Below are 18,345 nucleotides of genomic sequence, written 5' to 3'. Positions count from 1 at the left end.
TCGCAGCGGCAGTTAGTTGCCGATGTACTGGAACAGCGACATTCCCTGCATCTTCACGAACGTTTGTTGCGCCGCCTGCAGCGCGCTCTGCGTTTGCTCGAATTTGCTGATCGCCGTGACCATATCCACACCCGTCAGGTTCGATAGGTCGCTCTGCGTCTGCACGGAGTTCGTCTGCGTCGTCGTTTGCAACGCATGCAGCTCCTGCTCGCGTCCATTGTGTTGCCCACCTTCGTGGTTCTCGTCTTTTCGCTGGACTCGCTTTCTTAGTGGTCTGCTTGTGTTGCCCACCTTCGTGGTTCTCGCCTTTTCGTGCAACTTGCTTTCTTAGCGGTCCGCTAGCGTCGCCCCTCCGCGGGGCAGCGGTCACTTTTCTTTGCACTTCCAAAGAAAAGTAACCAAAAGAAAGGCGCGTCCTTCGGCGGACAGCAAAGGTTGTTTACCCATACGCCCCCGTTGACTGTTCGGCCCTAGTTCGATTGCTCTGCCCTAGTTCGGCCGTACGCGCTAGTTCTGGCAGGGTTTGCCTTCCGACGCTTTCAATGGTCCGGGTCTGCGCGCACTCGTGTAACTATCCTCGCGGCGCGCCGCACCGAGATAACCATACGTCAAATTCCCGCGGTTAAAGCGTCCGAAAAATCCCCCGGATCGCGCTTCGATCATCCATCCGCAGCGAAGATCGCGCAGTGCAAATGACGCGCGAACTCGTACAACTCGGATGGACAAATGAACCTGAGATCTTTCGCTTATGTGGCCGCGTGCTTAGTCGCCATCGCCGGATCGCCCATTGCAGCCGCCGAAAGCGCGACTGACGTGTCGCCGATATGCACCACTGTTTTCAACGAAGCCGGCCCGCGGACGCTGCTGAGCCGCAGTGCGTATTGCTTTCGCTCGAACGTCATGGAGTTTTCAAGCGACAACCCGGAGCGAACGAATCGCACAAAAGTCGACGTGGAGGCCTACATGTACTCGGACAATGCATTGAATCAATTGTCGTGGGACGTCAAGTTGCGCTTTCGTACCCATCCACGCGAAGGCGCATGGGTGCCGCTCCAACTGAAGCCGTACATCGAGTGCGGAGGTAAATGCACGTCGACCTCAGCACCGACAATCGATCTGGTGCCGGGTGGACTCACGAGCGAGGTCACCATCACGCTGACGCCCATGATGGAAGGCAAGAATCTTATGGAGTTTCAGCCTTTCGTCGAGTACCGAATCGTGCGGACCGGAGAGTCGTTCGAGGACGGGCAATCGATGGCTAACTTCCCCAGCGGTACGTACTCGCACATTCCGAAAATTCGCTGCGATGTCGGGCTCGCGCGTCGCGGTACGAAGGGCTGCGTCTATCCCGCAGCGCCCGCGGTATTCAGCGGAATTAGCGCGAGCGACCCCGATGTCGATGAGTCCGCAATTCACATCCGGGAAGCGCAGGCGGCCGGCAGACGGGGCAAGTTCGTTGCGGCCGGCGACGGGAGCATCCTTCCCGGGTCCGACGCGAGCGAGCTGACGCGGACACGCAGTCAGAAACTCATTAAGGAAAACCGAGACGAAGCGCGTAAGCGGTACGTGGAGCAATATGCGGAGGAGCCCGTATGCGAGCTGACTACCGATCCAGACGAGCCGCCAGGCCCATGCAATTGCGACGAGTACCCATTCGCATCGACAAATGAAGGCGCGTCAAGAGGAGAGTTCTCAGTCAAACGCATCGACGCCAAGGACAATCAGAGAGCCGGAGCGCGGCTCGGCAACTTCTTCACGTCACAGCGTGTGATAGAGAACGATAAGTTCTACGTGGACATTACCGACTAACGGCCGACTGCCATTGCCTCGAACCGACGCTCATCGCATGTCAGATTCTTCGAAAACCTCAACGAACCCTCCCCGTCGGCGTCCATCGCGGCTCAATCGGGTTGCCGAGCCAGGCGATCCGCCGTGGCTGGCTTACACATACGAGCGGAGTTGTGCCTGCGTCTGCGGCGAAATCCACAAGGAGTTCATTTCCGTCGACAACGCTCGCACGCGCGTCACCGCCGATGACGTGAAAGCACCCGACCATCGTCTGCGCGGCGAAGGTTATACCCGAGGTACTACGGTTGTCGGGCAGGGCACACGCATCACGACACACGTGCAAGCCCTGCTGACTGCCGCCGGCGTGCTCACGGTCCCCGTGTATGAGCGCCCGCGCGTGGGCGTGGTTTTGAGTAGTCACGACGCAGTGCCGCCGGCCGACGTAGAGCATGCCTGGCAGCGGCCGGATTCGATGAGCGCCTATGTGCGCTCGTTGTTCGCGCGCTGGGGATACCTGACACCTTCGGTTGAACAGTTGCCTACGCTTCGCCGGATGGATTCTCAGAGTGCCGCTAACGAGGGGCGCAAGGCATACATCAAATGCTTGTTCGAGCTGATGTCACGCTACGACCTATTGATAGGCGTCGGCATGCCGGCGGACTCTTCGATCCTTTCCGACGGGCTGGGCGCCGCGAGTTCATGTTTTCGCGAGGGCTACGAACACGTCCACTTCGATAACACTCGGGAACGCGGCTTCATATGCGGCCTCGGCGATCACCGAACGCGACCCATCGTGCTTTATCGCCGCCTTTTCCGCCCGGGCACGCTGAGCCGTTATTGCGGATCCGACGGGTTTACTTACTACGACAGGGCCGTCGTGCTCAACATTCCCGGGCACACGGCCGAGGTCGCAACGATTATGCATGTGTTCGTCCGCCGCATCCTCGATTCGATGGAAGGCGTCGCACAACCGCAGCCCGTTTGGCGCACGGGTACGTTGGCGTCCCCGATCACGCGGCATCCTTTGGAGCATCGTTATCCCTGGGGAATCGCACACACCGACAAAACGGGCCATGTCGTCATTCAGGTGAGCGACGATCAAAACAGCCTGAGCTTGAACACCTTCGCGGCGTCGAACGCATTGGTCGCCATCCACAGCGGCGCCGGTCAGGTCACCCCGGGCGAGCGCGTCGATTACTTGTCGCTCGAGTAGCGTTCTGTCGCAACTCGATAACCGTTAGCGCCGCATGGTTGGCGCACTCTCATTCCATGATCGACACAAATAGATACGCATTCGAAGCTCCCCATCGATACCCATCGTGGCTCGATAACGCTTACTCCGATCTGAGCGGCGCGGTCCGCGGCGAGCCGCATACGGACCTCATCCCCGTCGAGAACGCCTGTATGCGCGTCGCCGCCGAGGACGTAAAAGCACCCGGCCCTGTCCCGCGCGTGCCGTATACTCTGCGCCGCGGGCATGCGGTGCGAGCAGCCGATACCGCCGGCGCAACGAGCGCCCAACCCGTGGAGTTGAATATAACCTCCGGGCCAATCAGCCTCTGCATTAAGGCCGGCGGAGACCCTAGTGTGACTCCGTTGGGGCCGGGCGAATGCACGTACTTCCCCGCGGGCCTCCCCTTGCCTGAGAACGCCGATGCAGTCCTCTATGCCCCTCCGGAAGAGACTGACGAAGTAACCGTTCCGATCGTCTCGACGCTAAAAGTCACGGCCCCGGTGCGTAAAGGCGAAAACGCCCGCTTACCCGGGGAAGACTATGAACGCGGTGCCACACTCGTCGCACGCGGCACACGGATCACGCCGCAGATGCAAGCGGTGCTGGTTGCCGCCGGCGTTTTCACGGTCCCCGTGTATAGAGCCCCGCGTGTGGGGGTGGTGTTGAGTAGTTACGACGCCGTGCCGCCCGCCAATGCGGAGCACGCCTGGCAGCGGCCCGACTCGATGAGCGCCTACGTGCGCTCGTTGCTCGCGGAATGGGGGTACGCGGCGCCGACGGTCGAACAGTTGGCCCCACTGCCTACAACGGATTCTCCGAGCGCCGCTCACGACGCCGAAGATGCCTATCGCGATCAATTGCTCGATCTGATGTCACGCTATGACTTGCTGATCGGCGTAGGCATGCCGGCGGACGGTGCGATGCTCGGCAACGGTCTAGGCGGACCGGGTTCCTGTTTTCCTCACGGCCAGGAGCGTGTCCATTTCGACAATACGAAAGAACGAGGCTTCATATGCGGCCTCGGTGACGACCGCACCTCGCCCGTGGTCGGCAAGCGGCCCTTTTATCAGCCCGACTCGCCGAACGAGATTTTCCGGTACGACGGTTTTTTTATCTACGACAGAGCGATCGTGCTCAACGTTCCCGGAGACACGCCCGAGGTGGCCACCGTGATGCACTTGTTCGCGCGCCGTATCCTCGATTCGATGGAATACATCGCGAAGCCGGGGCCCGTTTGGCGACGGGGCACGTTGGAGTCTCCGCTCACACGGCACGCCACGGAACATCGCTTTCTCTGGGGCGTCGCGCGCACCGATGAGAAAGGCTGTGTCGTCATTCAGGTCAGCGACGATCAGAACAGCCAAAGCCTAAGGGCGTTTGCGACGTCGAACGCGTTGGTGGCGATCCGATGCGGCACCGGTCAAGTTGGCACCGGAGGATGCGTCGATTACCTATCGCTCGAGTAAGCGGCGCATTTCCTATCGACGAAAAAAAAGCCGAAGTCCCGAGGAGATGGGGCTTCGGCTCATCGCACGCCCTCGCGGGCGTGTGGCTTCGTCAATCGTTGTAGCGAGCGAGCGCTTTAAGCGCCTCGCGTTGCAGCGGCAGTTAGTTGCCGATGTACTGGAACAGGGACATTCCTTGCATCTTCACGAACGTTTGTTGCGCCGCCTGCAGCGCGCTCTGCGTTTGCTCGAATTTGCTGATCGCCGTGACCATATCCACACCGGTCAGGTTCGATAGGTCGCTCTGCGTCTGCACGGAGTTCGTCTGCGTCGTCGTTTGCAACGCATGCAGCTCCTGCTCGCGTCCACCCACCGATGCCTGCACCACCGTGATGTTCGTCATCGAGTTCTGAACCTGCGTCAACCCCGCCGTCAATGCATTCTTCAACGTCGCCACCGCCGTGGGGTTGTTGTCCGCCGGCTGCTTCAACGCCGCAATGATCGAATCGAGCGACGAAAACACGCTGGTGTTTTGCGGCGCCGTCGCCGGTGTCACCGAGAACGTGTCGCCCGGGTTCGGCGCACCCGAAACCGTCACCTGCATGCCTGTGCCGAGCGCAATCGGCGTGCTTGCGTTGAACGGCGCGGCGGCCGTCGTCGTCGCCGGCACCGCGGTGTTGTCGGTCACCGTATAAGTCGGCGCAGCAGCCGTGCCGCCGATCGTAATCGTGTATTTGTCGCCGTTCGTGGCGACAGCCGGGTTCGTAATCGAGGCGGTTCCGATCGTGCCCGTGCCCGTGTTGCCGCTGGCACCGGCCGACACCGGCGCCGTGCCCGTCGCAGGCACCGTCAAGAACACGTTCGTGCCGCTATCGTTCGTCGCGATCTGGCGCGTGTCGGCCACCTGCGCTTCGCGAATGCCGTTGTCGCCCTGGTAGTTCACGCCCCCGCCCGTGGCGTTCGTGAACGGCTGCGTCGTCGCTTGGAATCCCGAGAACAAATAGTTGCCGGCGCCGTCGCTCGTGTTCGCCAAGTTCAAAAGCTGATTGCGAAAACCCGTGAGCGCCTGCGCAATCGACGCACGGTCGGAGTCGTTCAAGGTGCCGTCGCCAGCACGCACGATCTGCGACGTGATGGTGTCCATCGTGCTCGTGACGCTCGACAGCGTCTTGTCCTCGAGCGCGAGCGACGAAAGCGCGGAGTTCTGGTTCGTCTGGTACTGCGTGTACGTGGCCGAGACCATCGTCAATTGGACGGCCTGAGCCGCAGCCAACGGATTGTCGGCCGGCGTGGTCAGCGCGGTGCCGCTCGAGAGCTGCTGATAATACGTGCTCAGCTGGCTCTGCTGGCTATCCATCGTCTGGATGTTCTGGTCATAGAACTGCGAAGTCGAGATGCGCATCATCGCTCGTCACCTTAATGGAAGATGCCCATCAGGGTCTGGAACATCGTTTCGGCCGTCTGGATGACCTTGCTGTTCGCCTGATAAGCCTGCTGATACTGCAACAAGTTCGACGCTTCTTCGTCGAGATTCACGCCCGACACAGCTTGCTGCGCCGACGTGATTTGCGCGACGAGCGCCGTTTGCGACGTGCTCGCCGCCTTAAGCTGGCCCGCCGCGTTGCCGACGTTGTTCACATAGGCCGCGTAGCCCGCCGTCAGCGTCGACGTGCCGCCGTTCAGCGCCCCGTTCGCGACGAGCTTGGACATCGCCAGCGCATTACGGCCGTCGAACGTGCCCGTGTTCGGCGCGATCGTGAACGTGTCGCCGTTCGCCGGAATCCCGGTGATCGTGACGCTCACGGCATTCGTGATCCCCGCCGGCGGCGGCGACGTCGTGCTGTTGATCGTCAGCGCCACGCCTTGCGACGTGTTGTACGGGACGGTCGTCGTCGGCGCGGTAATCGGAATCGACGTAGGCGGCGAGCCGGCCACCGTCACGGTCGTGCCGACCTGGAAGCCGCTCAGGGTGTTCGTCGCCGAGTTGTAGGTCAGCGTCGTCGTACCCGAGATCTGGTAGCCCGCCGTCACCGTGCCCTGCGTGATCGAGCCCGTGCCGATGTTCGAACTCGGCGCCGAGGCCAGTACCGGCCCGGCCGCCGCGATCGCGGACGTGTTCGACGTCGCCAAGGCGAACGAATTGAGCGCGCCGCGCGTCGGCTGGATCGTGAACGAATCGCCGGCGTTCATCATGCCCGAGGTGATGTTCAACACCAACCCGCCCATCGACGTCGTGCCGTTCGGCGCCGTCGGCGAGGTGCCGACAACCGTGCCCGTCGTCGTATCGGTCAGCGTGTAGTTGCCGCCCGCGAAGGTCAGCGCGTACTCGTCGTTCGTCGGCTGCGAGCTGTTCGCAAAGCTGACCGACAGCGCCGCATTGCCGGTGTTGGCCAAGTTCGAGTAGACGGTCGGGGGCGCGACGGTAAACAAGTTGCCGCCCTTGTTGCCCGCCAAATCGATCCCAAGCGCGTTTTGCGCGTTCACCTGCGAGGCGAAGCTCGTCGCGATCGCGCCGAGTTGCGACTCGGCCGGATCGAGCGTCTGGGTGCGGAACTGCAAGAGGCCCCCCACCGTGCCGCCCGTCAATGCCGACGAGCCCAGGTACTCCACCGGCGGCGCCGGCGTCGCGCCGGTCAGCCCCTTGTAAGTCACCGACAGTTCGCTCGGATCGCTTTGCGACGTGGCGGTACCAAGCTGGAAGTTGTTGTTCGCGACGACGAGCGGCTGCCCGTTACCGAGGAACACGTTGTAGCCGCTCGAATTCTGCACGACCGACACACCGACGAGCTGCGATAGGTTGGCCACCGCCTGGTCGCGCTGATCGAGCAACTGGTTCGGCGGCTGGCCTTGCGCCGAAGCCGCGGCGATCTGGCTGTTCAGGTTGGCGATCTGCGTCGAATACGTGTTGATCGATGCCACCGCCGTCTGCAGTTGCTGATTCACGCTCGTGCGCATCTGATCGTATTGCGCGCCGGCCGCATTGAGCTGCGACGCCAGCGTTTGCGCATCGCTCATCGCGGTTTGCCGCATCGCCGTGCTGTTCGGCGTGTTGGCCACGTTCTGCAAGCCGGTGAAGTAAGCGGTGATCGCGGCGGAGATGCCGGCCGTCGGGCTGCCGACGAGGTTGCTCAGTTGCGATGCCATCGCATAGTTGGCCGACAGCGCGCTATTCGTCGACGTGGCCGTGTTCAGCTGCGTGCTCAGGTACTGGCTGTAGTTGCGCTGGACCGTGACCGTATTGACGCCGCCGCCGAGATAGCCCGAGCCGGTGTACTGGCCGCTCGCTTCGGCATAGACGGGGTTTTCCACCGTGTAGCCGGGCGTCGCCGCATTGCTGATGTTCTGGCTCGTCGTCTGAAGGCCCCACTGGGCGGCGTTCAGCCCCGACAACCCGATGTTGAAAATATCGTTGGACATGCGTCTTCCTGAAGGGCAGACGCCATGGGGCTGCCCGCCACGTTGAGGGTACACATGTATAACGGCCGCGCGGGGAAAAATTTAAGGGGGCCGCAGGCATCGGCCCCGTTTTTTTATTACGCTTTGACGAGCGAGCGCCGGCGCATTTCGAGTTGGGTGATCAGGCGCTGCAGCGTGTTCTCGGCGCTGCCCGGCAAGGCGACGAAACGCATGCCGAGCTGGAAGCGGCGACCGCCGTTCGGCAAGTCGGTGGCCCGCATCGAAACCAGCTCGAGATCGAGCGACAGCATGCCATGGCCGTTCAGATGCACTTCGACGTCGGGCAGCATGGCGCCCATCGGCAATTCGGCCACGCGCTCGTCGGTCGTGCGCAGCCCGATCCCGCCGAGCGACAGATCGTGAACCTCGAAGCGGAACGAATCGCCCTCGGGCAACTTGCCGCGGCAAAAGTACGGATCGAGCACCGGGGCATCGACGCGGAAATATTCGCGGCGCTGGACGTAGTACAGCACTTCGGGGAAGGCCGCCTCGAATGCGGGCAAACCCTCGAAGCGCGTTTCCTGCGGCGTGGCGGTGGAAAACTCGACGCGCACGCCCTCGGGCGAAGCGCGGAAGGTGCAGCTGGGCGAAGCGAGCACGCCTTTGTTCTGCTCGGGCAGCGCGCCCCAGTCGAAGGAAAAGGTGCGTCCTCGCACATCGACGTCGAGGATCTTCGTCACGAGCTGGCCGTTCTTGTACTGAACGGTCAGGAAATCGCCGCGATTGGCCAAATTGCGGAGCTGAACGCCGATTTCGAGCGGATTGCGGCGGCCGAAATCATGATCGCTTTCGGCTGTATCCTCCGTCGGGCCATTCGACTGATTGGTATCCATGGGCTCGGGTATGCAAACTTGCGCGGCGTGCGAGGCACGCGACGCCAAAGCTTTCGGATGCGTTACAGCAATCCGAACAGGGTCTCGTCTGATTAGCGGCATCGGACGTGCAAAGTTTAGAGGCATGCTCGAAATATTTTTTTAGTTTTCGAGCAAACACGCTGATATTCGCGTCCTTGGGCAACGGTGCCTCTCACGCTCGCGCCGTCTATCGGCGCCATTATGGTGCGCCTAATGCGGCTCTGTCCACCGCCGCCGCAAACGAACGCGGCTAGGCCGGCCGCTTGTTAGGCGGCCGGCCTCGATGCCGTCTTTTTCCCCGCTTGGCCCCGCCGCGCTTCGTGCGCGATCCCCGTATGAAATCGTCGCGATACCGGACACGGCCGGCATCGGTAAAAACGTCAATCGATCAATCCGTCAAACCATGTGTTGCATGATCGAAATCAACTTCTTCGCATAGTGCGGATCCGTCGCATAGCCGGCCTTTTGCATGCCGTGCGCGAAACTGACCGCATCGTGCGACGTGGACAACACCGACGCATAGCGCGGGTTGTCGCGCAGCATTTTCGCGTAGTCCGTCATGGCTTCGGCATACGAGCCGTAGGCGCGGAATTTCTGCACAACCTTGCGCGCGCGGCCGTTGATGTACTCCGTGGTGACCGCGGCCACCGTCTTGCCGGTCCAATCGGCCGTCGCCTTGATGCCGAATACGTTGTGGCTCAGCGAGCCATCCGCGTTCTTGATTTCGCCCTTGCCCCAACCCGATTCGAGCGCGGCCTGTCCGACGATGAAACGCGCCGGGATGCCCGTTGCCGCGCTCGCGGCCTGCGCCGGTGCCGCCATCTTGTCGACGAACGCATCGACCTTCGGCGATTCGCCATTGCCGCGCAGCGGCGGCGTCAGCGCGCTTTGTCCCGAGTAGCCCTTGCCCGACGCGAGCGCGCCGTTCGCTTGCGCATTCGAATACGCGCGCGACAAGGCGTTGAGCATCGCCGTATTGCCGGCATCGCCGCTACCGCCGCCCGCCCCACCGCCGAGCATGTCGCCGAGCGAACCCGCAGCGCCCGCGCCGCCACCGCCCATGTTGCGCGAGAGCTGGTGGATCAGCGCGTCGGCCACGCCGACGCCCTTGGACGAAAGCTGCTGCGCAAGCTGCTGGTCGAGCATCGACGTGTACTGCTTGCTGTCGTTCGAATCGAGGATGCCGTCTTGCGGCGTAGCCTCGCGCATGCTCTTGAGCATCATCTGAATGAACACCGCGTCGAACTGCCGGGCGGTCGATTTCAAGGCCTTTTGCGGGTCGGCGGCCGCCTGGGCGCGCAAGGCGTCGAAGCCTTGCACGTCGAGCGCGAAGCGGTTCGAAATGTCCGGGCCGGTGCCGGTATCGACCTTGCCGCTATACGTGGTGTTCGGGTTCATCGGGCCACCTTCTTTATGCTTAGATGATCTCGAGATCCGCGCGCAACGCGCCCGCGGCTTTCATGGCTTGCAGGATCGACATCAGATCGGCCGGCGTTGCCCCAAGCGCGTTCAGCGCCTTCACGACATCGGCCAGGTTCGCGCCGGCCGTCACCAGTTTGAGCGAGCCGTTGTCCTGCTTCATCGAAATTTGCGACTGCGGCGTGGCCACTGTCGTGCCGTTCGAGAACGCGCCCGGTTGGCTCACGGCGGTCTGCGTGTTGATGACGACCGACAAGTTGCCGTGTGCCACCGCGCAGCTTTGCAGCGTCACCATCTGGTTCATGACGATGGAACCCGTGCGCGAATTCAGAATGACCTTCGCGGCCGCTTGCGCGGGGCGCACGTCGAGGTTTTCGAGCTGCGCCATGAACGCCACTTGCTGGCTCGGATCGATCGGGGCGCGCAGTTGAATCGTGCGGCCGTCGAGCGGCGTGGCCGTACCGGAGCCGAACGCGTTGTTCACGGCCGCCACGATTCGCTGCGTGGTGTCGTAATCCATGTCGTTCAGCTCCATCTGCATCGTGCCGCCCGCTTGGGCGACTTGCGTCGGCACCGCGCGCTCCACGATGGCGCCGCCCGGAATGCGGCCCGCCGCGAGCTGATTGACTTGTACTTTGCTGCCATTGGCGCTCGCCCCCGCCCCGCCCACGGCCACATTGCCCTGGGCCAGCGCGTAGACCTGGCCGTCGGCGCCCTTGAGCGGCGTGAGCAGCAGGGTGCCGCCGCGCAAGCTCTTGGCATTGCCGAGCGACGACACGGTGACGTCGATCGCCTCGCCCGGCCGCTCGAACGGCGGCAAGGTCGCCGTCACCATGACGTCCGCGACGTTCTTCAACTGCATGTTCTGGGCGGGATTCGCGCCGTTCGCCTGGCCGCTGTTCAGCGAGATGCCGAGGTTAGCCAGCATGTTCGCGAGCGTTTGCGTCGTGAACGGCGTTTGGGTGGTTTGGTCGCCCGTGCCGTCGAGACCCACGACCAGGCCATAGCCGATCAGCGGATTGTCGCGCACGCCCTGAATCTGCACGAGATCCTTCAAGCGCTCGGCATGCGCCGCGCCGGTGGCGGCGAACGCCACCAGCAGGGGCAGGCCCACGCGCACGAGGCCGCGGCCCAACGCGCGCCACGCGCGGCGAATCGAAATCGTCGTCATCGGGGTCACCATGGCGCTAGGTTGAGGAAGAAGCGCTGGAGCCATCCCATGGTTTCCGCTTCGTTGATGTAGCCCTTTGCGGAATATTCGATGCGCGCGTCGGCCACCTGCGTCGACAGCACCGTGTTCTCGCCCGACACCGTGTTCGGATTGACCACGCCCGAGAACCGCACGAACTCGTTGCCTTGGTTGATGAGCATCTGCTTCTCGCCGCTCACGACGAGATTGCCGTTGGGCAGCACGTTCGTCACCGTCACCGTGATGGTGCCGTTGAACGTGTTCGACGCATTCGCGCCGCCCGAGCCGCCGAACGTATTGCCGCCCGACGCGCTCAGATCCATGTGGTTGAACAGGCCCTTGAGGAAACCGGCCGTCGGCACCGACAGGCTCGAGGTGCCGTTGCGCCCGGCTTGCGCGGCCGAGGACTTCGTCGCATTGATGTTTTCGGAGATGACGATCGTGAGGATGTCGCCGATATTGCGCGGACGCTGATCTTCGAACAACGGATGGCCGGCATAGCCGGGGTTGTAGATCGACCCCGGCGGCTGCAATTGCGGCGGGACCGGCGGCGTGGCCGTCATCGGCTGCTGCACGATCGGCTGGCGGTGCTCGATCTGCGCGCAACCGGCGAACGTGCCCGTCAGCACCCCTGCGAGCGCACTCGCATAGGCCAGCGTGGCTGCCGCGCGCAACCCACGCACGCGAAAGGGAATTCGGCTCGTTTGCAACATCTTCGTCTACCGCCTGCTCATCGAAATCTACTGTCCTACCGGCCTTGAACTTAGACCGACATCTGGCTCAAGGTCTGCAACATTTGGTCCGACGTCTGGACCGCCTTGCTGTTGATCTCGTACGCACGTTGCGTCTCGATCATGTTCACGAGTTCTTGCACGACGTTCACGTTCGACGCTTCGATATAACCCTGGTTGAGCGTGCCCGCCCCGTTCAGGCCCGGGGTCGTCACGTTCGGGGCGCCCGACGAAGTCGTCTCTTCCATCAAGTTCTCGCCCTTCGATTCGAGGCCGGCCGGATTGATGAACGTCGCCAACTGAATCGTGCCGATCGTTTGGTTGTTGGTCGAGCCGGCGAGCTTGATGCTGACCGTGCCGTCGGTGCCGATCGTGAGCGATGTCGCATTTTGCGGAATCGTGATCTGCGGCATGACCGGGTAGCCGCTCGAGGTCACGAGCTGGCCTTGCGCGTTGGTCTGGAACGAGCCGTCGCGCGTGTAAGCCGTCGTGCCGTCGGGCATCTGCACTTGGAAGAAACCGTTGCCGTTGATGGCGACGTCCTTCGAGTTGCCGGTTTGCTGCATGTTGCCCTGCGTGTACAGGCGCTCGGTCGCGACTTCCTGCACGCCGGTACCGACTTGCAGGCCCGAAGGCAGCTCCGTTTGCTGCGTCGAGTTCGCGCCCGGTTGGCGCAGGGTTTGGTAGATGAGGTCTTGAAACACCGCTCGGGAGCCCTTGAAGCCCGTCGTGCTCACGTTCGAGAGGTTGTTCGAAATGACGTCCATCTGCGCCTGCTGCGCGTTCATGCCGGTTGCGGCGATGTAGAGCGAGCGGTTCATGGTAAATCTCCTGGTAATAGCAAGCCGGTTCTAGCCGAGAACCGGTCAGGTGAACGAGAGCAGCTGGTTGGCCGTCTGATCGTTTTGGTCGGCCGTCTGCAAAAGCTTCGTCTGCATCTGGAACTGACGGGCGTTGGTGATCATCGAGACCATCGCGGCCACCGAATTCACGTTGCTGCCCTCGAGCGCGCCTTGCACCACGGTGACGCTCGGATCCGCGTCGGCCGGCTGGCCGTTGGCGCTCCGGTACAGTCCGTCGTCGCCATGCTTGAGCGAAGCCGGAGGAGGATTGACGAGCTTGAGCTGATCGAGCACCACGATTTGCGAGGGCGAATCGCCCGCACCGAGCGCCGACACCGTACCGTCCTTGCCGATCGTGACCGTGGCGCCGGGCGGGATCGCGATCGGGCCGCCGGTGCCGAGCACGGGCAAGTTCGTCGCCGTCACGAGCTGGCCGTTTTCGTCGACGTGCAGATTGCCGGCGCGCGTGTATGCCTCGTCGCCGTCCGGCGTCTGCACGGACAGCCAGCCTTGGCTGGTGACCGCGACGTCGAGCGGGTTGCCCGTCTGCGAGATCGGGCCCGGCGTGAAATCCGAGCCGGGCGTCGCCGTCAAAACGAACGTGCGCGTCGTGTCGTTGTTCACCGTCGAACCGTCGCCGAAGCTCATCGGCACGTTGCGGAAATTCGCGAGCTGCGCGCGAAAACCCGTCGTCGATGCGTTCGCCAGGTTGTTGGCCACGACGGCCTGCTGTTCGAGCGCCTCGGAGGCGCCCGTCATCGCGGTGTATATCAGTCGGTCCATGACTCGCCTTGCCTTACGGTCCGTGCGGGGAGCAAACGCGCTTACAGGTTGATCAGCGTCTGGTCGACGGTCTGCTGCGTCTTGACCGTCTGCGCGTTCGCCTGATAGTTGCGCTGCGCCGTGATCAGATCGACGAGCTGGCTCGTCAAATCGACGTTCGAGTTTTCCACCGCGCCGCCCGTCAGCGTGCCGTGGTTCGTGCTGCCCGGCGCCGAGATCTGCGGCACGCCCGAGGCCGACGTCTGCGCGTACTCGTTACCGCCGAGATCTTGCAGGCCGTTCGGGTTGTTGAAGTTCGCGAGCACGATCTGACCGAGCGATTGCGTGCGGCCGTTCGAGTAGGTACCCGAAATCGTGCCGTCGGCCCCGATCGCGAAGTTCGTGAGCTGGCCCGTCGCAAAACCGTCTTGCTTCAGATTGTTCACGCCGTCCGCGCCGCCGTATTGCGTCGTGCCGGCCATGTTCAGCGTCAACGATTGCGGCGTCGCGCTCCCGTCCACGTTCGGCACCGTGAAGGTGAGTTGGCCCGTGGTCGGGCTGGTCGCCGGCGCCGTCGCTGTCGTCGAGGTCAGTGCGCCGGCCGTGCTGAAGCCGACCGAGCCGACCTTGTTGATCGTCCCGCTGGCGGGGCCCGAATAGACGTCCCACGCGTTGGCGGCCGTCTTCACGAAGTACATGTTGATCTGCTGGGAGCCGCCCAGCGAATCGAAGGTCTGGATCGACGTCGAGTAGTTGTACGTCTGCGAGTTGGTCGACGAGAACGGCGTAACTGCCGGCACCGCGTCCTGCGAGTTCAGGTTCAACTGCGCCGTGATGTTCTGCGTCGCGATCGGTGCGATGTTGGTCGTCGGAACTTGAATCGGCACCGTTTGCGCCGAATTGATGACGCCGTTCGCATTCGCGGCGTAGCCCATCAGTTGCAGGCCTTGCGCGTTGGTGATGAAGCCGTTCTTGTCGAGCTGGAACACGCCGTTGCGCGAATAGGTCAGCGTGCCGTTGTTCGACATCTGGTAAAAGCCCGTGCCGTTGATCGCCACGTTCAGCGCTTGGCCCGTCGTCGTGAACGTGCCTTGCTTGAAGTCTTGCTGCACGCCGGCGAGCTGCGTGCCGATACCGATTTGGTCGTTGACCGACGTCGCGATCGTGTTCGCGTACAGATCGGCGAATTGCGCCGTGCTTTGCTTAAAGCCGACGGTGTTGGCGTTCGCAATGTTGTTGCCGATGACGTCGAGATCGTTCGACGATGCGGACAAGCCGCTCAAGCCTTGTTGGTAGCCCATTTAGCGGTCTCCCTTCGGATGAATTCGTTGGTTCGTTACAGAATGGCGGACACGCTGGACATGCCGACCGTCGTGCCGTTGTTGAGCATGAGGCCCGTGCTGCCGTCGCTTTGCTGAACGACGCTTTGCACTTGCGCCCCGGTCAGCGCCGCAACGGTTGCCGTCGCGCCGGTCGTGCTCGTGCCGGCCGCGGAAACCGTGTAGGTGCCGTCGGGCAACACGTTGCCCGACGAATCGACGGGCTTCCACGTCACCGGAACCGTGCCGGCCTGCTGCGCACCGAGATCGAGCGTATTCACGATCGCCCCGGAGGCGTTCTTGACCGTGACCTTCAGATCGGAAACGGCCGTGGAGAGCGACACGCCGAAGCCGGACGAGGCACCGCTGGCGACCGTCGTCGTCGCGCCCGTGGACGCCGCCGGCACGAGCACGTTCTGGCCGATCAGCAGCGAAGCCTGGGCATTTTGGCCGGCCGAGAGCTGCGAGGCGAGCGACGTGAGCGTCGTATTGAGCTGGCTGATCCCCGTCACCGTATTGATCTGGGCCAGCTGCGCCGTCATTTGCGAGCTGTCCATCGGGTTGGTCGGGTCTTGGTTCTGCAACTGCGTGACCAGCAGTTGCAGGAACGTTTGCTGCAGCGAAGTCGGGGAATTCGGATTGGTCGTGCCGCTCGTGCTCGACGAGCCGTCGCTCGACTTGGTCCCGTTGACCGCATTGAGCAGTTGCTGCGAAACGGTGCCACCGCCGCCGATGGTGGTATTGGATGACGTCACTCGAATTCTCCTTAGGTGCCGATCGTCAAAGTCTTCAGCATCAGGTTCTTGGCGGTGTTCAACGTCTCGACGTTCGCCTGATACGAACGCGAGGCCGAGATCATGTTCACCATTTCCTGCACCGGATCGACGTTCGGCATGGTGACGTAGCCGTTCGAATCCGCCGCGGGGTTGCTCGGGTCGTAAGCGGTCTTCATCGGAGTGGGATCGTCGACGACATTCGTCACCTGCACGCCGCCCACTTGCTGGCCGCTCTCGGTGTGCGCGCCGCCGAGCGGCTTGACGCCGAACACGACTTGCTTGGCACGGTACGGCTGGCCGTCCGGCCCCGTCGTGCTGTTCGCGTTCGCCAGGTTCGACGCGGTAACGTTCAGCCGCTCGGATTCGGCAGACAGTGCCGAGCCCGCGACGGTGAAGATGTTCATCAATGCCATGACTTAAATCCCTCTTTCGATGGACGCTTGAACGATTCGTGAATGCTTGGGTGCTTGCTGAAAACGGGGCGAGAGCGCGTTTAGCCGCCCGACGTGATCGCCGCGAGCATTTGCTTGATCTGCTGCGTCATCGTCGTCATGCCCGATTCGTAATGCACGGTGTTGTCGGCAAATTGGACGCGTTCGGCATCGAGATCGACGGTGTTGCCGTCGAGCGCCGGTTGCGTCGGGATCCGGTAGGCCAGTTGACCGTAGTCTTGCGTTTGGCCGCCGGTCGGAATCAACTGCACGTGGCCCGTCATATGGCCGGCTTCCGTCGACGCCATCGACATGCCGCTCGTCACGCCGGCCGGCTGAGCCATCGGCAGCTGCGCGGTACCGGAGCTGGCAAGCGCGCTCGGGCCTTGCGCCGCGCCGCTGCGCTTGAGCGCGGTGGCCAGCGACGAGCTGAAATTGACGTCGCGCGCTTTGTAGCCGGGGGTGTCGGCGTTGGCGATGTTCGACGACAGCAGCTCCTGCCGATAAGCGCGCACATCGAGCGCCTCACGGCCGAAGGCGAATTCGGCATCGAGTTTGTCCAGCATCGGTATTTCTCCGTAACGCAAGTGTCGGCCGCTTGGTGTCGGCCGCTTGCAAGCCCACTTGTAAGCCCGCTCTAAGCCGCTTCTCGGCCAACCCTGGTTCGGGACAAGGTGCGCCAAGAAGGCTTTTTTGCATGAGGTGCATCTTAGGGTCGGCTGGCAAGAGCCAATCGGACGAATAACCGGGGAAGCCGCCCTCTATTCAACGTTTGCGCGCCTCGCGCGCGCCCTAGAATTCGGTTCGTCGTCCGAATTGTTTCGATGGAGAACCCGATGTCCGCAACCGCCGCTTCCGATCCCGCGCGCCCGACGGCGCCGCGCGCCCTCGGCCGGCGGCCCGCAGGCATCGTGGGCACGGTGGCCGGCTGGATGCTGGCCGCTGCGCTCGTGCCGTTCGGCGCCGCGCACGCGCAAACCGCGGGCGCGAACGGCCAGATCTATATTCCCGGCCCGGGCGAGACCCATGCCGCCGCGCCCAGCGGCGCCATGATTTCGATCCCCGGCCCAGGCGAATCGCAAGCCTCGGTACCGGCAAGCACCGCGGCAAACGGCATGATCGTGATCCCAGGACCTGGGGAAACGCACGCCGGCGCTGGCGCCAATCCCGCGCATGCTGTCTACGCGAGCATCGAACCGGCCATGGCGCCGCAAGCGGCCGCTGCGCGCGTGGCAACGGTGGCCCCGGCCGAGCGCGTCATGCCGGTCGTGGTCACGCCGCCGCAGCGCGCCGTGCGCACCGCGCAACCGATCGCCGTGGAGCAGCCGGCCAACGCACGCTTTCCCGCGGCCCCGGCCCCGCTGACGCCCCGGGCGGCGGTTCAGACGACGGCCGCGCCTTCTTCGGCGGCCACCGCAGCCGCCGTGGCACCCGCGTCGAACGCGCCGGCCGGTCAAGAGGACGGCGAAACGATCCGCCGTGCGGCGCTCGCCTATCTTCAGCAACAGACGCTCGGCTTGCCGGGCAAGATCGCCATCACCGTGGCGCCGACGTTCCCGCGCGGCTTGGCCGCCTGCACGACGCTCGAGCCGTTCATGCCGACGGGCGCCCGCCTGTGGGGCACGACCTCGGTCGGCGTGCGCTGCGCCGGCGCCAAGCCGTGGACGCTCTACCTGCAAGCGCGCATCGCCATCGAATCGACCTACTACCTCGCGGCCCGTCAAATCGACGTCGGCACCGTGGTGACAGCCCAAGACCTGCTCGCCCGCAACGGCGATCTGTCGAACTTACCGCGCGCGATCATCACCGATCCGGCGCAAGCGGTCGGCTCGACCGCGCTCGTGCGGATCAGCGCCGGGATGCCGCTGCGCCAGGATCTGCTGAAAAGCGCGAGCGCCGTGACGATCGGCCAGACGGTGCGGGTCGTGGCGCAAGGCGAGGGTTTTCAGATCTCGTCCGAGGGCAGCGTCATGAATAACGCCTCGCCCGGGCAGCAGGTCCGAGTCAAGATGGGTGGGGGACAGATCATTTCCGGCATCGTCGTCGATGGGGCGACGGTGCAGGTGCAGATGTGAAGCGATGAGCAGCTGATCCGGCGA

General features: G+C 63.3%; 17 protein-coding genes. 4 read left to right on the top strand and 13 right to left on the bottom strand.

Annotated features, from left to right (window positions below; translation table 11 throughout):
* Positions 1-12: 12 nt before the first annotated feature.
* Positions 13-192: a hypothetical protein gene (locus ACTHN9_RS08450; protein WP_440536306.1), complete on the bottom strand. Its 180-nt coding sequence runs from the start codon at positions 190-192 to the stop codon at positions 13-15.
* 534 nt (positions 193-726) lie between these two features.
* Here ACTHN9_RS08450 and ACTHN9_RS08445 point away from each other — a divergent pair.
* The 3 genes from ACTHN9_RS08445 (at position 727) to ACTHN9_RS08435 (ending at position 4,488) form a co-directional block, all read left to right on the top strand.
* Positions 727-1,809: a NucA/NucB deoxyribonuclease domain-containing protein gene (locus ACTHN9_RS08445; RefSeq protein ID WP_440536305.1), complete on the top strand. Its 1,083-nt coding sequence runs from the start codon at positions 727-729 to the stop codon at positions 1,807-1,809.
* Between the two features lie 229 nt (positions 1,810-2,038).
* A complete protein-coding gene (locus ACTHN9_RS08440) occupies positions 2,039-3,001 on the top strand; it encodes a hypothetical protein (RefSeq protein WP_440536304.1) in 963 nt (320 codons plus the stop codon).
* A 56-nt stretch (positions 3,002-3,057) separates the two neighbouring features.
* A complete protein-coding gene (locus tag ACTHN9_RS08435; RefSeq protein WP_440536303.1) occupies positions 3,058-4,488 on the top strand; it encodes a hypothetical protein in 1,431 nt (476 codons plus the stop codon).
* 142 nt (positions 4,489-4,630) lie between these two features.
* On the opposite strand, the gene flgL is transcribed toward ACTHN9_RS08435, so the two are convergent.
* The 12 genes from flgL to flgB all read right to left on the bottom strand — a co-directional run bounded on the left by flgL (position 4,631) and on the right by flgB (position 16,812).
* The gene (flgL, locus tag ACTHN9_RS08430; protein WP_440536394.1) at positions 4,631-5,869 is read right to left on the bottom strand and encodes a flagellar hook-associated protein FlgL; all 1,239 of its coding nucleotides are present in this window, start codon (positions 5,867-5,869) and stop codon (positions 4,631-4,633) included.
* Between the two features lie 14 nt (positions 5,870-5,883).
* Complete coding sequence (gene flgK / locus ACTHN9_RS08425; RefSeq protein WP_440536302.1) at positions 5,884-7,884, bottom strand: flagellar hook-associated protein FlgK; 2,001 nt, start codon at positions 7,882-7,884, stop codon at positions 5,884-5,886.
* Positions 7,885-8,000: 116 nt separating this feature from the next.
* Positions 8,001-8,756, bottom strand: a complete 756-nt coding sequence (locus tag ACTHN9_RS08420) for a flagellar brake protein (RefSeq protein ID WP_440536301.1) — start codon at positions 8,754-8,756, stop codon at positions 8,001-8,003.
* A 417-nt stretch (positions 8,757-9,173) separates the two neighbouring features.
* Complete coding sequence (flgJ, locus tag ACTHN9_RS08415; protein ID WP_440536300.1) at positions 9,174-10,175, bottom strand: flagellar assembly peptidoglycan hydrolase FlgJ; 1,002 nt, start codon at positions 10,173-10,175, stop codon at positions 9,174-9,176.
* 19 nt (positions 10,176-10,194) lie between these two features.
* On the bottom strand, positions 10,195-11,367 hold the full coding sequence (locus ACTHN9_RS08410) for a flagellar basal body P-ring protein FlgI (protein ID WP_440536299.1): 1,173 nt from the start codon (positions 11,365-11,367) through the stop codon (positions 10,195-10,197).
* A 5-nt stretch (positions 11,368-11,372) separates the two neighbouring features.
* Entirely contained in the window at positions 11,373-12,098 is a 726-nt protein-coding gene (gene flgH / locus ACTHN9_RS08405) for a flagellar basal body L-ring protein FlgH (protein WP_440536298.1), read from the bottom strand.
* A gap of 50 nt (positions 12,099-12,148) precedes the next feature.
* The gene (gene flgG / locus ACTHN9_RS08400) at positions 12,149-12,937 is read right to left on the bottom strand and encodes a flagellar basal-body rod protein FlgG (protein ID WP_440536297.1); all 789 of its coding nucleotides are present in this window, start codon (positions 12,935-12,937) and stop codon (positions 12,149-12,151) included.
* A 45-nt stretch (positions 12,938-12,982) separates the two neighbouring features.
* On the bottom strand, positions 12,983-13,741 hold the full coding sequence (gene flgF / locus ACTHN9_RS08395) for a flagellar basal-body rod protein FlgF (RefSeq protein ID WP_440536296.1): 759 nt from the start codon (positions 13,739-13,741) through the stop codon (positions 12,983-12,985).
* Between the two features lie 41 nt (positions 13,742-13,782).
* Entirely contained in the window at positions 13,783-15,021 is a 1,239-nt protein-coding gene (gene flgE, locus ACTHN9_RS08390; RefSeq protein WP_440536295.1) for a flagellar hook protein FlgE, read from the bottom strand.
* A 35-nt stretch (positions 15,022-15,056) separates the two neighbouring features.
* Entirely contained in the window at positions 15,057-15,794 is a 738-nt protein-coding gene (locus ACTHN9_RS08385) for a flagellar hook assembly protein FlgD (protein ID WP_440536294.1), read from the bottom strand.
* An 11-nt stretch (positions 15,795-15,805) separates the two neighbouring features.
* The gene (gene flgC / locus ACTHN9_RS08380) at positions 15,806-16,228 is read right to left on the bottom strand and encodes a flagellar basal body rod protein FlgC (RefSeq protein ID WP_440536293.1); all 423 of its coding nucleotides are present in this window, start codon (positions 16,226-16,228) and stop codon (positions 15,806-15,808) included.
* An 80-nt stretch (positions 16,229-16,308) separates the two neighbouring features.
* The gene (gene flgB, locus ACTHN9_RS08375; RefSeq protein ID WP_440536292.1) at positions 16,309-16,812 is read right to left on the bottom strand and encodes a flagellar basal body rod protein FlgB; all 504 of its coding nucleotides are present in this window, start codon (positions 16,810-16,812) and stop codon (positions 16,309-16,311) included.
* Between the two features lie 270 nt (positions 16,813-17,082).
* Between flgB and flgA the strand changes: the two genes are divergently transcribed.
* Complete coding sequence (gene flgA, locus ACTHN9_RS08370) at positions 17,083-18,321, top strand: flagellar basal body P-ring formation chaperone FlgA (RefSeq protein ID WP_440536291.1); 1,239 nt, start codon at positions 17,083-17,085, stop codon at positions 18,319-18,321.
* Positions 18,322-18,345: the final 24 nt, after the last annotated feature.

This window comes from Trinickia sp. (assembly GCF_051953405.1).
Taxonomy (GTDB): domain Bacteria; phylum Pseudomonadota; class Gammaproteobacteria; order Burkholderiales; family Burkholderiaceae; genus Trinickia.
Note: the sequence above shows the minus strand (reverse complement) of the source record. Positions and strands in the feature narration are given on the sequence as shown.

What these genes read in the sequence shown, in the direction of transcription:
- flgH (WP_440536298.1), bottom strand. Translation starts at nt 12,098, where the DNA reads ATGTTGCAAACGAGCCGAATTCCCTTTCGCGTGCGTGGGTTGCGCGCG.
- ACTHN9_RS08445 (WP_440536305.1), top strand. Translation starts at nt 727, where the DNA reads ATGAACCTGAGATCTTTCGCTTATGTGGCCGCGTGCTTAGTCGCCATC.
- ACTHN9_RS08410 (WP_440536299.1), bottom strand. Translation starts at nt 11,367, where the DNA reads ATGACGACGATTTCGATTCGCCGCGCGTGGCGCGCGTTGGGCCGCGGC.
- flgC (WP_440536293.1), bottom strand. Translation starts at nt 16,228, where the DNA reads ATGGCATTGATGAACATCTTCACCGTCGCGGGCTCGGCACTGTCTGCC.
- flgB (WP_440536292.1), bottom strand. Translation starts at nt 16,812, where the DNA reads ATGCTGGACAAACTCGATGCCGAATTCGCCTTCGGCCGTGAGGCGCTC.
- flgJ (WP_440536300.1), bottom strand. Translation starts at nt 10,175, where the DNA reads ATGAACCCGAACACCACGTATAGCGGCAAGGTCGATACCGGCACCGGC.
- flgG (WP_440536297.1), bottom strand. Translation starts at nt 12,937, where the DNA reads ATGAACCGCTCGCTCTACATCGCCGCAACCGGCATGAACGCGCAGCAG.
- ACTHN9_RS08435 (WP_440536303.1), top strand. Translation starts at nt 3,058, where the DNA reads ATGATCGACACAAATAGATACGCATTCGAAGCTCCCCATCGATACCCA.
- flgF (WP_440536296.1), bottom strand. Translation starts at nt 13,741, where the DNA reads ATGGACCGACTGATATACACCGCGATGACGGGCGCCTCCGAGGCGCTC.
- ACTHN9_RS08420 (WP_440536301.1), bottom strand. Translation starts at nt 8,756, where the DNA reads ATGGATACCAATCAGTCGAATGGCCCGACGGAGGATACAGCCGAAAGC.
- flgL (WP_440536394.1), bottom strand. Translation starts at nt 5,869, where the DNA reads ATGCGCATCTCGACTTCGCAGTTCTATGACCAGAACATCCAGACGATG.
- flgA (WP_440536291.1), top strand. Translation starts at nt 17,083, where the DNA reads ATGTCCGCAACCGCCGCTTCCGATCCCGCGCGCCCGACGGCGCCGCGC.
- flgK (WP_440536302.1), bottom strand. Translation starts at nt 7,884, where the DNA reads ATGTCCAACGATATTTTCAACATCGGGTTGTCGGGGCTGAACGCCGCC.
- flgE (WP_440536295.1), bottom strand. Translation starts at nt 15,021, where the DNA reads ATGGGCTACCAACAAGGCTTGAGCGGCTTGTCCGCATCGTCGAACGAT.